13 protein-coding genes and 3 pseudogenes are annotated in these 13,938 nt (G+C 70.3%); 5 read left to right on the top strand and 11 right to left on the bottom strand.

Annotated features, from left to right (window positions below; all coding sequences use genetic code 11):
• Complete coding sequence (locus Asi03nite_RS13120; protein WP_239102653.1) at positions 1 to 420, bottom strand: hypothetical protein; 420 nt, start codon at positions 418 to 420, stop codon at positions 1 to 3.
• A 279-nt stretch (positions 421 to 699) separates the two neighbouring features.
• Between Asi03nite_RS13120 and Asi03nite_RS39095 the strand changes: the two are divergent.
• Positions 700 to 900 (top strand): annotated as a pseudogene (locus tag Asi03nite_RS39095) (IS110 family transposase); the annotation flags it as partial.
• 87 nt (positions 901 to 987) lie between these two features.
• A pseudogene (locus Asi03nite_RS39090) lies at positions 988 to 1,257 on the top strand (transposase); the annotation flags it as partial.
• Between the two features lie 36 nt (positions 1,258 to 1,293).
• Here the strand turns inward: Asi03nite_RS39090 and Asi03nite_RS38895 are convergent.
• Together Asi03nite_RS38895 and Asi03nite_RS13105 are read right to left on the bottom strand one after the other, a co-directional pair.
• On the bottom strand, positions 1,294 to 1,461 hold the full coding sequence (locus tag Asi03nite_RS38895; protein WP_373872105.1) for a hypothetical protein: 168 nt from the start codon (positions 1,459 to 1,461) through the stop codon (positions 1,294 to 1,296).
• 835 nt (positions 1,462 to 2,296) lie between these two features.
• Positions 2,297 to 3,382: an acyltransferase family protein gene (locus Asi03nite_RS13105; protein WP_203679600.1), complete on the bottom strand. Its 1,086-nt coding sequence runs from the start codon at positions 3,380 to 3,382 to the stop codon at positions 2,297 to 2,299.
• Positions 3,383 to 3,461: 79 nt separating this feature from the next.
• On the opposite strand from Asi03nite_RS13105, the pseudogene Asi03nite_RS37815 reads away from it, so the two are divergent.
• Positions 3,462 to 3,772: pseudogene (locus Asi03nite_RS37815) on the top strand (mycothiol-dependent nitroreductase Rv2466c family protein).
• 460 nt (positions 3,773 to 4,232) lie between these two features.
• Here Asi03nite_RS37815 and Asi03nite_RS13100 read toward each other — a convergent pair.
• On the bottom strand, positions 4,233 to 5,318 hold the full coding sequence (locus Asi03nite_RS13100) for a lysylphosphatidylglycerol synthase transmembrane domain-containing protein (protein WP_203679598.1): 1,086 nt from the start codon (positions 5,316 to 5,318) through the stop codon (positions 4,233 to 4,235).
• Positions 5,319 to 5,398: 80 nt separating this feature from the next.
• Here Asi03nite_RS13100 and Asi03nite_RS13095 point away from each other — a divergent pair, with 80 nt between their 5' ends.
• The gene (locus Asi03nite_RS13095; RefSeq protein WP_203679597.1) at positions 5,399 to 6,010 is read left to right on the top strand and encodes a TetR/AcrR family transcriptional regulator; all 612 of its coding nucleotides are present in this window, start codon (positions 5,399 to 5,401) and stop codon (positions 6,008 to 6,010) included.
• A 465-nt stretch (positions 6,011 to 6,475) separates the two neighbouring features.
• Positions 6,476 to 6,955, top strand: coding sequence for a hypothetical protein (locus Asi03nite_RS13090; protein ID WP_203679596.1), 480 nt, complete (start codon positions 6,476 to 6,478; stop codon positions 6,953 to 6,955).
• Positions 6,956 to 7,115: 160 nt separating this feature from the next.
• On the opposite strand, the gene Asi03nite_RS13085 is transcribed toward Asi03nite_RS13090, so the two are convergent.
• The 7 genes from Asi03nite_RS13085 to Asi03nite_RS13055 all read right to left on the bottom strand — a co-directional run bounded on the left by Asi03nite_RS13085 (position 7,116) and on the right by Asi03nite_RS13055 (position 13,784).
• On the bottom strand, positions 7,116 to 7,385 hold the full coding sequence (locus Asi03nite_RS13085; protein WP_239102652.1) for a sulfurtransferase TusA family protein: 270 nt from the start codon (positions 7,383 to 7,385) through the stop codon (positions 7,116 to 7,118).
• 102 nt (positions 7,386 to 7,487) lie between these two features.
• Positions 7,488 to 8,696 (bottom strand): D-mannonate dehydratase ManD, encoded by a 1,209-nt coding sequence (gene manD, locus Asi03nite_RS13080; RefSeq protein ID WP_203679590.1) that lies wholly within the window; start codon positions 8,694 to 8,696, stop codon positions 7,488 to 7,490.
• On the bottom strand, positions 8,693 to 9,526 hold the full coding sequence (locus tag Asi03nite_RS13075) for an ABC transporter permease (RefSeq protein ID WP_203679588.1): 834 nt from the start codon (positions 9,524 to 9,526) through the stop codon (positions 8,693 to 8,695). The genes manD and Asi03nite_RS13075 overlap by 4 nt, the downstream gene beginning before the upstream one ends.
• Positions 9,523 to 10,410: an ABC transporter permease gene (locus Asi03nite_RS13070; protein WP_203679586.1), complete on the bottom strand. Its 888-nt coding sequence runs from the start codon at positions 10,408 to 10,410 to the stop codon at positions 9,523 to 9,525. The genes Asi03nite_RS13075 and Asi03nite_RS13070 overlap by 4 nt, the downstream gene beginning before the upstream one ends.
• Complete coding sequence (locus Asi03nite_RS13065; protein ID WP_203679584.1) at positions 10,407 to 11,444, bottom strand: ABC transporter ATP-binding protein; 1,038 nt, start codon at positions 11,442 to 11,444, stop codon at positions 10,407 to 10,409. The genes Asi03nite_RS13070 and Asi03nite_RS13065 overlap by 4 nt, the downstream gene beginning before the upstream one ends.
• Entirely contained in the window at positions 11,441 to 12,649 is a 1,209-nt protein-coding gene (locus tag Asi03nite_RS13060) for an ABC transporter substrate-binding protein (protein WP_203679582.1), read from the bottom strand. The genes Asi03nite_RS13065 and Asi03nite_RS13060 overlap by 4 nt, the downstream gene beginning before the upstream one ends.
• Before the next feature lie 13 nt (positions 12,650 to 12,662).
• Positions 12,663 to 13,784, bottom strand: coding sequence for a LacI family DNA-binding transcriptional regulator (locus tag Asi03nite_RS13055; protein WP_203679580.1), 1,122 nt, complete (start codon positions 13,782 to 13,784; stop codon positions 12,663 to 12,665).
• Positions 13,785 to 13,938: the final 154 nt, after the last annotated feature.

Here is a 13,938-nt window from a genome sequence, read left to right as displayed (position 1 = left end):
TCAGTCTGGTAGCGCCCGCGCAACTCGATCGAATAGGTCTTGGGCGCCGCCGCGGGTATCCGGGTCAGGATCGTCCAGCAGACCGTGCAGTACGGCTCGAAACCGCATGCGGTCCTGGGGCTCGGCGCAGGACAACTCAAACAAGGGGCCGCTCAGGCAACCGCTGAGATGATCCGCTTGCTCCGGTTCCGCGACATGCCATGCCGCAGCAAACAACCGCAGCGCGGTTGCGTCGCGACGCTGCAACAGCGCCTCGGCGGTCGCGTCGATGACCGCAGTATCCATGCGGTCGAGAAGCAGCCCGCGGACTGCGGCCTCTACCGGTTCGCGCCCCACGACAGCGCCCAGATGACGTCCGGCGGCGGCCCTGTCCGACCACAGCCGCGATCGAGCCAAGCGCAGGGCCTCATTCGTTTCCACCGCTACATCATTCCCGTTCTTGACGCATGCGGGAGATCGGAGGACTTATTGATCGTCCCCAGCCGGGGACTGCCCGGTCGCCCGGCCTGGCATGACTTACTGCCCCTGTCGTACGGATGATCCGGGGGGATTGTCGCCGGGCCAGGTGGCGTCGATGGACCGCTGATAGGGACATGGCCACCCGCAGGGTTGGGGTAGGCCTCTTCGTAACGTGGCTGCCGGCAGTCGACGCCAGACTGACGACCGAGACGGAAGGCGACGTCGCGGGGAGGCGATGCGGTGCACGGCGACTACCAGGTGTTTCTCGGTCTCGACGTCGGCAAGGACGGCCACCACGCCATCGCCCTCAACCGGGAAGGCAAGCGGCTGCACGACGCCGCACTTGTCAACACCGAGGCCAAGCTGCGGCAGGTCTTCGACAAACTCGCCAAGCACGGCCCGGTCCTGGTGCTGGCCGGCCAGCCGGCCTCGATCGGTACCCTTCCCGCCGCGGTCGCTCGTGCCTGCGGCCAGCAAGTCGCCTACCGGCCCGGCCTGGCGACCCTGCTCGAACTCGGGGACGGCAACTCCTTCGCCACCCCTGGCCACCTGGCCGCCTACGCCGGTCTTGCCCCGGTCACCCGCCGCTCCGGCAGCACCATCCGCGGCGAACACCCCGCCCGAGGCGGCAACAAGCAGCTCAAACGCGCCTTCTTCCTCGCCGCGTTCGCCGCCCTGGCCGACCCCGTCAGCCGGGCCTACTACGACCGCAAGAGAGCCCAAGGCAAACGCCACAACGCCGCCCTAATCTGTCTGGCACGGCGCCGCTGCGACGTGCTGTTCGCCATGCTCCGCGACAAGATCCCTACCAACCAAGACCCGTCGCATCCGTCGCTACTGCGTGATCGGCATGCTCTCCATCTCCACCACTACAGCAGTGATGTCCTCCACTGCTCTGGTTGCATGCTCGTCACCGGCCCGCCATACCACCGCCTGTCCGGCGCCGATCTTCTCCCAAGGGCCACCGGCAACCTGCACCTCACCACGACCCGCAGTAATCATCATGAGCTGATCTACGGGTGCGGGATGCCGTCCTACCTCACCACCCGCCGCTACATGAAGCACGGTGACAGCCAGCGCCTCACCGCGCACCAACGCCTGCGCGGTCACGCCCACACTGCCAAAGGCATCCACCGGTCTGCCGGTCGGCGCACTGAACGAGAGGATCTCCACGCCTGCACCATAGAGAGCACATCTCGCCACGTTGGCTCCCGCCCGAGCCACTTGACGAAACTTATAGGGACACCCCCGGTGGTGCTGCGCATCACCGCGGAGGAACTCTCTTCGCGGATCGCGGCGAACGCTGTCGACGCCATCGGCGCGTTCGATCAGAAAGCCCGATGTCGAGCGGGGTTGGGCGTTGTTCGTGACGCACCTCGACGAGGCCATCCCCACCCTCAGAACCGATCAGCGAACCCTGTCCTTGAAAGCCGGTGGGATCGGGTGACGCCGACCGGCATACGCGTCGGCGCGGAACGCCGGCCGGTGGCGATCTGACAGCACGAGCGCCGGGCGAGGCTCCGGGAAGGGCGCGGCCGGTGACCACACGTCACCGGCCGCGCGGTCACTTCGTCGTACAGACGGTGCCGTTGACGGTGAACACTCCGGCAGCACGTTGGGGCCGCTGTACGACCCGACGAAGCCAACCGAGGTGGTCGCCGAGGCGGCCAGGCTGCCGGCGCCGGCGTCAGAACCCTGCGGCCCATCAGAACCGTCCGGCCCGCCAGAATCCCCCGGCTTGCCAGAACCTCACGGGCTCGCCCGAACCCTGCGGCTCGCCAGAACCCCAAAGTTTAGACGTCGCCGATCGCCGACCGGGCGCGACAAGGCCTCCGCATCACCCCCTCAGCCGACGGGCTGCCGTGCAGCAGAGCGCCAACGCCACGCCGAACAGTGGCAGCCAGCCGACTCTGGCGGCGACCCACACCCCGCTGTCCGGGCTGGTGTGCAGCCCCGGCAACGGGCCGACGGACAACCGCATCAGGACGGTGACGGCGATCATCGCGGTCTGATGCCATAGGAAAATCGTCATCGCGAACAGGTTGATGACGACGACCACCGTCCACAGCGCCGGGCGGCGCATCAGGCGGCGCAACGGGTCGCGGAGCAGTCCGGCGAGACCGCACTGGGCCACACCGAAGGTGACCGCGGCCAGGCTCGGCGGCGCCAGATTGGAGAAGCCCGCGCCAGGCACCCCCACCATCGCGGCCGGATACCCCGCCCAGCACACCAGCAGCGCGGTTGCGGTTACGCCGCCGAGAAGCAGGGTCCACAGCATTCCCCGCGGGACGGTCCGCCAGCGCGTGCCCAGCGTGAACGGCACCAGCCAGCCAGCCGCCAAGTTGATCCAACCCACCCAGGCAGGCGCGTCCCATCCGAGCCGGAGCAGGTCGACCGTCATCACGACAGCGAGGGGAATGACCGGGTGCAGCCGCACCACCCACGGGGTCGCCGCGGTCAGAGCGGCGAAGACCAGCAGGAACCACAGCGGTGACAGGACGAGTGCCACCAGCGTGCGCACGGTTTCTGGCGAGACGCCGGTGGCCAGCAGGAAGCCGGCCATCACCGCCCACCCGGCGAGGACGACGAGTACCGGGCGGAACAGGCGTTTGAGTCGGTTGGCGAGCCAGTCCTCGTACGACATGGGGTGTCTCGACCAACCGGTCGCCGCGACTTGTCCGCCCACCAGGAAGAAGACCGCCAGGGTCTGAAACACCCAGGAGACCGGGGTGAGCAGCGGCAGCGAGCGAAGTGGACTGGCCCCGTGGACCGGCCCGTCGCCGAAGACCAGCGCGGTCACCAGCCAGTGCCCGAGGACCACCCCGAGGATGGCGATCGCGCGCAGCGCATCGACGGCGCGGTCCCGATCGGGACTGGTCAGGGCCTCGACCCGGAATGCTATGGCATGGGTTGCGACAACCATGGCAGCGAAGCTATGCGGTCCGGGCGACGGCCGCGTCAGACCTGGGTCTGAACTTCGGATTACCACCCTGGTCTGATGCATTGGCCTATCCAGCTGCGGCAGGATTGGCGCTCGGAGGGACCTGCCCGCCGGCCTGGCAGCGGCCGCCGAGTCGCCGGAGTGGGACGAGGCACTGCGCAAGTTCCACCACGAGGGCATGGACCCGGTCGGTGAGGACGTCGGCACCCGACGATCCACATCGACGGGGTCGCGTTCCTCGGCCCGGTCCTCAACCGGATTCCGCGTGGTGAGGAGGCCACCCGGCTCTTCGACACCGCACGGACGATGGCGAACTATCCGGGGTTCTTCGAGCTCAAGCGTACCCGGACGGGAGGGCTGAACTTCGACTGACAGCGGGCGGGCCCGGATCGCCGAGCGACCCGTGGCCGAAGCGAGCACCAGGACTTGGCTAGACCGAAGAGGACAAGCCAAGCTGACGGCGCCGCCGAGTGCGGGCTGGGCATGACCGTATTGCGCTGGGCGCGGGCACGCTCGGCAGCGTCGCGTTGGGCCAGGCAGGGCGGGACTGCGCCGAGCCGGACCGCGCAGCGCCGAGCCGCGTCGACCTGGGCCGAGGAGACCTGCGCCGACGGGCACCGGGCTGAGCCGGGCCTGACAAGCAAGGCTGGGCTGGACAGAGCCTGCGCAGGGCCGGGCCGGGCCGGGCCGGGCCGGGCGAGGCCGGACCGGGCTGGGCCAGCAGGGCCGGGCTGGGCCAGCAGGGCCGGGCTGGGCCAGCAGGGCCGGGCTGGGCCAGCAGGGCCGGGCTGGGCGAGGCCGGGCCAGCAGGGCAGGGCGGACTTGCGGAGAGCTAGCGCGACGACTCTGCGAAGCGGGGTGATAGCAGCGGGGAGGTTGGGAACTCCGCCGGCTGTGCTGGCAGCCGGCGTAGGCCGAGGTAGGTGATCAGGCCGACCGGGAGGATCAGCCAGAACGAGACGAGGCGATAGCCGAGTACGGCCGCTGCCGCGGTGGCCGGGGAGGCTCCGATGCTCAGGGCGGTGACCAGACTGGCCTCCACGAACCCGAGGCCGCCGGGGCTCAGCGGGATCTGGCGCACGACCTGGGCCACCAGGTACGCCGCGCCGACGGTCTGCCAGCTGGCCGGCAAGCCGCAGGCCTGCGCGGCGGCGACCAGGCAGAACGCGTCTGCTGCCCAGTTCAGCGCGGACCAGAGAAGGGCTGCCGCGCCGTCGACGGGGCGGATCGAGCGGGCGGCGGTCACGGCCGCCGTCCACTCCCGGCGCAGGCGGGTTCGGAATCTCCGCAGAGCGGAGGGTTCGGCGGTGCCGGGTGCGGGCCGATCGTGGCCGGGGCTGGGCGATCGGCGGGTACGGGGGCGGGAGCGCACCGCCGTGATCAGGGCGGACACCAGCACCGCCGCGGCGGCGACGGCCTCGTAGGACGCGGAATGCCACCAGCTGAGCAGCGGGCCCTGACCGAACGCCAGCACGCACACCGCCAGCAGGCCGCCCATCGACGCCGCCATGGACAGCACGGTGACCGTGGCGGCGGTCGGGCCGGAGGCGCCGCGCCGCCGGTACTGCTGGACGGCGTAGGCGGCCGACATGGCGGAGCCGGCCGGCAGGGCCAGGCTGATCGCGGAACGGGCATAGGTGATGGCCACGATCCCCACCCGGGAGACGGGCACCCCGACCGCCGCGAGGAGGTGGCGCTGCTGCAGCGCGAACGCAACCTGGGACACGACCTGCGCGGCCAGTGCCGCCGCCACCCAGCGGGCGTCCGCCGTACGCAGAATGGTCCACATCGCCCCTGGGGTCGGGAGGCGACCGCGCACCGTGAGCCAGACGGCGGCCGCGGCGACGGCGAGCACGGCGGTGCGCGACAGCCACTTCCAGGCCCGTCGCCGCGCCGCCGCATCCGCCCAGGTGCTCACAGCACTCAGCCTCGCCTTTGTTTGCACTCCAGGCAAGTTTGCACTTTGAGAAGTGGCTCACGTCGCATTAGGGTTGCGGTGTGGAGGAGAACCTCGGGCTGCGCGAACGTAAAAAGATGGCCACCCGGATGGCGCTGCACGAGGCCGCCGTCCGGCTGGCCGCCGAGCGCGGCGCCGACAACGTCACGATCGATGCCATCGCGGAAGCCGCGGGGGTCTCACGGCGAACGTTCACGAACTATTTCGCGAACAAGGAAGAGGTCTTCTACTACCGCGACGCCTATCGGATGCGCCGGCTGTGCGACTCGATCCGCCGGCAGCCGGCCGCCGATCCGTGGAACGTTCTCACCGGCACGGCCCTGGACCTGCTCACCGAGGCGTTCGCCGACACGGACACCTCCTGGCTGGTCCAGCGCCGCGAGCTGTACCACGACCCGAACCACCTGGCGCACCAGATCGCGGCCTACACGGCGATCGAACGCGACCTGGCCGCCGAGATCGCCGGCCGCTTCACCGGGCCGGACGCGGAACTGCGCGCCCGGCTGCTGGTCGCCGTGTTTATGACGGCGCTGCGGACGAGCGTGCAGCACTGGCTCGACCACCCGGAGACCTCCCTGCCCGACACGTTCCGCGAAGTCGCGGCGCTGGTAGCCCCCCGCCTCCTGAGCGACCCGGCGGTCCCGGCCGCCTGAACGGCGTCGCGATCCCGGCCTCCCTGAGGGAATGGGTGGTCCCGTGGCCATGGTGCGCCGTCCGGGCGGCGGCCCCGTGGTCCAGGAGCCCTCCGCCGGCGATTAGGACATCGCGGCGCCCGCTTGGCCAGCGCGCGGCCGGGTGCGAAGCAGTGCGGGAAGACCGACCGAGACGAAACGTACGGCCGGCGGCTTGCTCCGCCGCAGGGAGGCGTACGTCACCCATCGTTGCCCGTCGACATGCAGGATCCCCAGCGAGGGCGGGTGAGCAGCTGTGGAAACCCAGCACGTCGATCAGTGTCATGATCACGCATTATCGCTCTGCGTGACATCACCATCGCTACCGTCCGGCGTTATAACTATGCGCCAGACCACAAAAGCAGGGGCAGATCGGACGTTCTGTACCTCACACTGAGCTACCCCAAGCCCGTCCGATATCACCGTGTGCGGGTAACCTCCCGCACCATGCGTGGATCCACCATCGCAGCCGTCGCCACGTGCACCCTACTGGCGATCACCGGCTGCGCTAACAGCGAAGACTCCCCTGCGACCGCCACCGCGGCCGGGGCGGGACCGGACGTGGCCGGCCTGGACAAGGGCACCGCGGGCGCCTGCACCCTGGCCGACCAGGCCACCCGCGGCGAGAACGGGCGCGACCTGGACCTGGCCACCGCGGTCGACATCGTCGCTCTGGGTAAGACTGCCAAGAGCACGATCGTCACGGCGGCCACCGACGTGCTCGACACCTCGGTGCAGAAGGCGCAGGCAGCCGCCGGCGAGCCGGACGAGGCGGTCCTGACCGCCGAAGTCAGCACGGCGATCCTCAAGCTGCGGACCGCCTGCCAGGACACCGACGCGGTCAAGGCGAGCATCACCACGCCGAGCACCGGGGGCGGCGCCGGCTCGGCCGACCCCACCTCACGGGACCACGCCAAGGTCGGCTGACACAGCCGGTCATCTCCCGGGCCGGGACGCTGAGAATCTCAGCGGTCCCGGCCTGATCATTTTGTCGTAGGTCGCCACTACGCCCAGCGTTGGCCTGGGACGTTGTGTCGGCGCCCGAGCCGCTCCGGTGGCCCGCCTTCCCCGGATGCTCTGGCCACGCTCACGAGTTCCTGAGCCGCCAGGGGCGGTCGGCGTCGGTGGCCTTCGCGGCGGCGGCCACCTCGACCGCGTAGGTGGGCCGGTCTCCCGGGACCGGGCCGAGATACGTGTGCCCGGTCAGGTGGCACCAGGCCGGCAGGTCCAGCGGCGCGGCCGGATCCGTGGCGATCAGGTGCACCACGGCGCCGGGCGAAAGGGTCGAGATCAGCTTGCGCAGCTCGATCAGCAGCAGTACGCAGCGCCGGTCTCCGCCGTCGAGCACAACTTCCACCGCTCGATCATCCCGCACCGCCCGTCCCGATCATCCCGCCCCCGGCGCCCGACGTTCCGCCGACACATACCGAACACGTTCCGCCTCTTCCCGCAATCCCCCTCACCAGTCGTGCAGCGTGCCGTCCCGCAGCCGGTTGACCGGCAGGGCGGCCGGGCGGTACGGATACCGCGCGGCCAGCTCCTCGTCGATGTCCACGCCCAGCCCGGGCGTCTCGGACGGATGCAGGTAGCCACCCTCGAAGTGGTAGCCGTGCGGAAAGACCGCGTCCGTCTCGGCGGAGTGCGGCAGGTACTCCTGCAGACCGAAGTTGGGGATCGCGATGTCCACGTGCAGGGCGGCGGCCATGCACACCGGCGACAGATCCGTCGCGCCGTGCGAGCCGCTGCGCACCTGGTGGATCGCCGCGAGGTCGAAGATCCGGCGCAGGTGGGTGATGCCGCCGGCGTGCACCACTGTGGCCCGGATGTAGTCGACGAGCTGCTCGGAGATCAGCTGCCGGCAGTCCCAGAGCGAGTTGAACACCTCGCCCACCGCGAGCGGCGTGGTGGTGTGCCGCCGGATCAGCCGGAAGCCCTCCTGCAGCTCGGCCGGGACCGGATCCTCCAGCCAGGTCAGCGCGTACGGCTCCAGGCTCCGGCCCAGACGCGCCGCCTCGATCGGGGTCAGCCGGTGATGGACGTCGTGCAGCAGCTTGAGACCCGGCCCGAACTCCGCGCGGACGTCCGCGAAGACCCGCGGGAGGTGGTCGAGATACCGCTCGGTGTCCCAGACCGCCTCCGCCGGCACCGGGGACGAGGCCGGCTCGTAGGTCACCCCGGGCGTGCCCACCCCGTAGACCGACGACAGCCCGGGGACCCCGGACTGGACCCGTACCGCACGATACCCGGAGCCGGCGTATCGCGAGATCTCCGCCAGCAGCCCCTCGACCGTCTCCCCGTGGGCGTGGCCGTAAACGGTCACCCCTTCCCGGGATCGACCGCCGAGCAGCTGATACACCGGCAACCCGGCCACTTTCCCCTTGATGTCCCAGAGAGCGGTGTCCACGGCCGCGATGGCCGTCATGGTCACCGGCCCACGCCGCCAGTAGGCCCCCTTGTACAGGTACTGCCAGGTGTCCTCGATCCGCGCGGCGTCCCGCCCGATCAGCACCGGGACGACGTGTTCGCGCAGGTAGGCGGCGACCGCGAGCTCCCGCCCGTTGAGCGTCGCATCGCCCACCCCGGTGACCCCGTCCTCCGTCACGATCTTCAGGGTGACGAAGTTGCGCCCCGGACAGGTCAGGATCACACGGGCGTCGGTGATCCTCACTCCGGGTCCTCCTTCACCCGGGCGACGAGTTGGGTCGGATTCACGAACCGCAGTGCCACCACCAGCAGGACCAGCATCATCACGCAGTAGATGACCGCCATCGCGTCGACCGACTGCTGCGCCCGGATGCCGGCCGCGGACATCGAGTAGAACAGCGCCACCACAAGCGTCTGCGAATCCGGCCCGGCGGTCAGGAAGGTCAACTCGAACATGCCCACCGTGCGCACCACGACCAGGATCGACGCCGCGAGGATGCCGGGCACCAGCAACGGCGCCAGAATTCTGCCGAACACGTGCCGCGTCCGCGCCCCGCACATCCGCGCGGCCCGCTCGATCGTCGGGTCGATCTGCTCGATGAACGGCGTCATCGTGAGGATCACGAACGGCACCGACGGCACCAGATTGGCGAGCACCACCCCGGACAGATGACCGGCGAGCCCGTACTTGTAGAGCACCGTGGCCAGCGGGATGCCGTAGGTGATCGGCGGCATCAGGATCGGCAGCAGGAACAGCAGGTGGAGCAGCCTGCCGCCGGGGAACTTGCGACGGGCCAGCACGTACGCCGCGGGCACCCCGACCAGCACGGAGATGCCCGCCACCAGCAGGCAGACCAGGAGCGTGACGGTGAGCACCGGCAACAGGGTGAAATCCGTCCACGCCTGGCCGTACCACTGTGTGGTGTAGGACTCCGGCAGCCAGGTGTCGAACCAGCGCACGCCGAACGAGTTGACCACCACCGACCCGATCACCCCGGCCAGACCGGCGAAGAAGACGGCCACCAGGCCCCACACCACCCAGGCGCCAGGGCTGGCCACGATCCGGCGTCTCATCCTTTTCCTCCCGCCGTCGATCCGGTGTAGAGCAGACTCCGCAGTCCCAGAACGATGCTGATCACCACCAGTTCGACGGCGCCCATGACGATCGCGGCGGCCGACGCGGCGGCGTAGTCGTACCGCACGTAGGCGGCCTCGTAGGCGGCGACGCTGATCACCCGGGTGCTGCCGGACGGATCACCGACCAGGATCGCCGACGGGAAGACGCTGAACGCCAGGACGAAGGTCAGGCAGAACGTCGTGGCCAGTCCCGGGGCCAGCAACGGCAGCGTGATCCGGAAGAACCGTTGCGCCCATCCGGCTCCGAGCGTCGCCGCCGCTCTCTCCAGGCTCGGATCGATCCCGGACAGGTAGGAGAGCACGAGCAGGAACGCGAACGGGAACCCGGTGATCACCAGCGAGAAGAACACACCCCAGTAGTTGTGGGTGAGCGTCACCGGCCGATCGGCCAGCCCGGTGGAGAGCAGCACCCGGTTGAACCAGCCGGTCGGCCCGAGGAAGTTCAGCAGGCCCTCGGCGGTCAGCACGGTGCCCAGCGTGATCGGCACCACCAGGATGATGGTGAGCAGCCGCTTCCCGCGGAACCGCCCGCGCATCCGGTAGGCGATCGGCACGGCGGCGAGCACGTTGAACAGCGCCGCCGGCAGCGAGATCGCGAGCGTCGTGGCGATCGTGTCGCGCTGGTAGGCGTCGGTGAAGAAGGCCCGGTACGCGGCGAGCGCCCCGCCCTGCGCCGGCTGCAGCGACACCGCGATGCCGTAGCAGAACGGGTAGATGAACAGCGCCACGACGAACACCGTGGCCGGGATCAGCAGGAACAGTTGCGGGTCGATACCCCGCTCGGCGAGGCGGTGTCGGGCCGCGAGGGTGGCGGTGCTCATGCCGGGAACACCAGCAACCGGTCGGCGGGCAGGTCGACGCCTACCTTGTCCCCCGGGGCCAGCCGCTGCGACGTGCGCAGGTGCAGGGTCAGGCCGTCGGTAGTACGCACCTCGGCGGCGATCTCCCGGCCGTGATACTCCGCGACCTCGACGGTGACCTCGAACCCGCCGGGCCGCAGCAGCACGTCCTCGGGGCGGATCGCCGCCACGACCGGGTCGCCCTTGTGGATCTCGCCCACGGACGTGCCGGACACCCGTACCCCCAAGTCGTTGATCTTGAAATGGTCGTCCACGGAGCGGCCCGGCAGCAGATTGCGGAAGCCCATGAAGTCGGCCACGTGCCGGTTCGCCGGCCGGGTGTGCACCTGCTCGGGCGTCCCGATCTGCTGCACGCGCCCGGCCCGGAGCACCACCAGGCGGTCCGCCATGGAGAGCGCCTCCTCCTGGTCGTGGGTCACGTAGACGGTGGTCAGGCCGAGGTTCTGATGCAGGCGGCGGATCTCGGTGCGCATCTCCAGGCGCAGCTTCGCGTCGAGGTTGCTCAGTGGCTCGTCCATCAGCACGAGCGACGGCTCGACGACCACGGCGCGGGCGATCGCGACCCGCTGCTGCTGACCGCCGGAGAGCTGTCCGGGCAGCTTGCCGGCATGCTCCTCGAGGTGGACCAGACGGATCGCGTCCTCGGTGCGGCGTCGCGCCTGGGCCCGCGGCACACCGCGCATTTTCAGGCCGAAAGCGACATTATTTCGTACGGACAGGTGCGGGAACAACGCGTAGTTCTGGAACACCATCCCGAATCCGCGGCGCTCCGGCGGCAGCGTGTCGAGCCTGGTCCCGTCCCGCCAGATGCTGCCGTCACTGAGCGGCAGCAGCCCCGCCAAGCAGTTCAGCGCGGTGGACTTGCCGCAGCCGGACGGCCCGAGCAGCGCGATGAACTCCCCGCGCCGGATCTCCAAGTCGAGCCCGGTCAGCGCGTCCGCGTCCCCGAACCGGCGGGTCACCCCGTCCAGGCGCAGCGTCTCGAAGCCGGTCACTTCTTCACCTTGGCGCCGCCGACCTCACGGTCCCACTTGTCGAAAGCGGCCACCAGCGCCGACGCCGCCAGCGGCACCTCGACCGGGTTGCCGGCGATCAGTTCCTCGTACTCCGGCCGCCCGTAGTCCTTGATCGCCTGCTGGCTGCCGGCGGGCGCCATCGTGATCGGCACGTCCGCCACCGCCGGACCTGGGTAGAAGTAGCCCTTGTCGTACGCCTTGGCCTGCTGTTCCGGGGTGAGCATCCAGGCCAGCAGGTTCAGCACGGCGGACTGCTTGTCGGCCGAGACACCCTTCGGCACCACCGCGTAGTGCGCGTCGGTGACCCAGTGGAAGCCCTCCAGGGTGCCGATCGCGGCCTCCTTCGGTACGGTCCCGAGCACCCGAGGGTTGATGTCCCAGCCGGTCGTCGACGCGATGATCTTGGCTGAGCCGTTGGCCAGGTTCTTCATGGTCTCGCTGGTCGTCGACGGGTATAGGGTGATCGACTCGCCGAGCCGCTTGAGGTAGTCCCAGGTCTTCGCCCAGCCGTCGACCGGGTCCTTCGGGTCGGAGTCACCGAGCAGATAGGGCAGGCCCATCAGGAAGGTGCGGCCCGGTCCCGAGTTGGACGGCCGGGCGTACTGCACCGCGCCCGGGTTGGCATTCGCGTACTCCAGCAGCGCCTGCGCCGTCTTCGGTGGGTTCGGCACCTTAGCCGGCAGGTACTCGATCAGCGGCCCGGACGGATAGTAGGTGACGGTCACGCCCTCGTTGCCGGCCAGCTTCTGCATGGCGGCCGCGCCGGGCAGGTAGTCCCCCATGCCGGAGAGACGACTGGCGTACGCCGGCAGCAGCGGCACCCACAACCGCTGATCGATCCCGGCGGCCAGGCCGTCCACCCCGGTCAGCACGAGGTCGACGTCCACCCGGTTCGCCGCCTGCTGCGCCTTGATCTTGCCGACCAGCTCCGGGGCGGTCGCCTTGGTGTACGTGACCCGCTCGACCACCGCGCCGTTCTTCGCCACGAAGTCGTCGATCATGCCCTGGGTGAGCTGCAGGTTGCCGGCGACGTCGAGCACGTTGAGGGTGACCGGTTTCGACGGCCTGTCCGGGACCGGACCGGAGGCGCCGGAGGACGGGCTGTTGTTCTCCGGTGGGCTGCAGGCGGCCACGGTGACGGCGGCGGCGGTCAGGGTGAGGAATTGACGGCGGCTGGGCGACATCTGTGGTTCCCTTCTACTTCTGCCGGGCGGGCCCCGTCGAACCACGCACGATGAGCTGGGTGGGCAGCACCCGGCGGGCGGTGCCGGTGGAGTCCCGGGAAGCCGTACGCCGGCCCGGCGCGTCGGCCGGCAACGGACCCGCGCCGCGGCCCAGGCCCACGGACCGGGCCGGCGCGGCGGGCATTCGCGCAGCCGCGCGGCGGCCCGGGCCCGCGGACCGGGCCGGCGCGTCGGCCATCAGCTCCAGCAGCAGGTCCACCCCGACCCGGCCGATCTGCTCCTTGCCGATCGCGACAGTGGTCAGCGGCGGGCCGACCAGCCCGGCGACCGGGATGTCGTCGAAGCCGACGACGCTCACCTGCCCGGGGATCTCGGCGCCCCGGGCCTGCAACCGTTGGATCAGGCCGAGCGCGATCAGGTCGTTGTAGGCCAGGACCGCGGTGGCCGGGGTGGCGAGGACGAGGTCGGCGGCGGCCGCTCCACCGTCGACGGTGGGCGCGACGTGACCGATCTCGACCAGGTTCATCCCGCGCGCCGCGGTGGCCGCGCGCAGGCCCCGCTGCCGGTCGCGGTTGGACCAGGAGGTGCGAGGGCCGGCGACGTACGCGAGGTGGCGGTGCCCGAGCGCGTGCAGATGCGCCACGGCCTGCTGCATCCCGCCGGTGCTGTCCGCGGTGACCGACGGGAACGGCGTGATCCGCCGGTTCAGCACCACGATCGGCTTCTCCCCGGCGAACGACCGCAGATCCTCGTCGGGCGCCCGCGGCGAGCAGAGCAGGAACCCGTCCACCTGCTTGGCGAGCGCCCGGATGGCGGGCACCTCGACCGCCGGGTCCTCGTCGGTGTCGCTGAGGAACACCGCGTAGTCGAATCGCCGCGCCTGCGTCTGGATGGACTTCACCACGGACGGGAAGAACGGGTTCGCCAGGTCCGGCAGGACCACGCCGAGGTTCGCGGTGCGCCCGGTGATCAGGCTCCGGGCCACCCGGTTGGGGTGATACCCGAGCTCACGCGCGGCGCGCTCGACACTCTCCCGGGTCTCCGGGCGCACCCGGGCGGGATCGGCCAGCGCCCGGCACACCGAGGACGGCGAGACCCCGGCGAGCCGCGCGACGTCCTTGATGGTCACCGCCACGGCCGACCCCCTGATCTTTCGATGTCGATCGATCGGTTGAGCCAGTCTGGAATCGTTTCCAGAAAATTGTCAAGAAGTTGCCGGAAGCCTCCAGGTCCGCTCGCGTCCGGCCGCGACGAAGGCCCGGACCGGCCCAGCGGCCGGTAAGACCGGC

The sequence above is a fragment of the Actinoplanes siamensis genome (assembly GCF_016862395.1).
Classification (GTDB): Bacteria; Actinomycetota; Actinomycetes; order Mycobacteriales; family Micromonosporaceae; genus Actinoplanes; species Actinoplanes siamensis.
This window is presented reverse-complemented; position numbering and strand designations above follow the sequence as displayed.

What these genes read in the sequence shown, in the direction of transcription:
- Asi03nite_RS38895 (WP_373872105.1), bottom strand. Translation starts at nt 1,461, where the DNA reads ATGATTACTGCGGGTCGTGGTGAGGTGCAGGTTGCCGGTGGCCCTTGG.
- Asi03nite_RS13105 (WP_203679600.1), bottom strand. Translation starts at nt 3,382, where the DNA reads ATGGTTGTCGCAACCCATGCCATAGCATTCCGGGTCGAGGCCCTGACC.
- Asi03nite_RS13090 (WP_203679596.1), top strand. Translation starts at nt 6,476, where the DNA reads ATGCGTGGATCCACCATCGCAGCCGTCGCCACGTGCACCCTACTGGCG.
- Asi03nite_RS13075 (WP_203679588.1), bottom strand. Translation starts at nt 9,526, where the DNA reads ATGAGACGCCGGATCGTGGCCAGCCCTGGCGCCTGGGTGGTGTGGGGC.
- Asi03nite_RS13070 (WP_203679586.1), bottom strand. Translation starts at nt 10,410, where the DNA reads ATGAGCACCGCCACCCTCGCGGCCCGACACCGCCTCGCCGAGCGGGGT.
- Asi03nite_RS13060 (WP_203679582.1), bottom strand. Translation starts at nt 12,649, where the DNA reads ATGTCGCCCAGCCGCCGTCAATTCCTCACCCTGACCGCCGCCGCCGTC.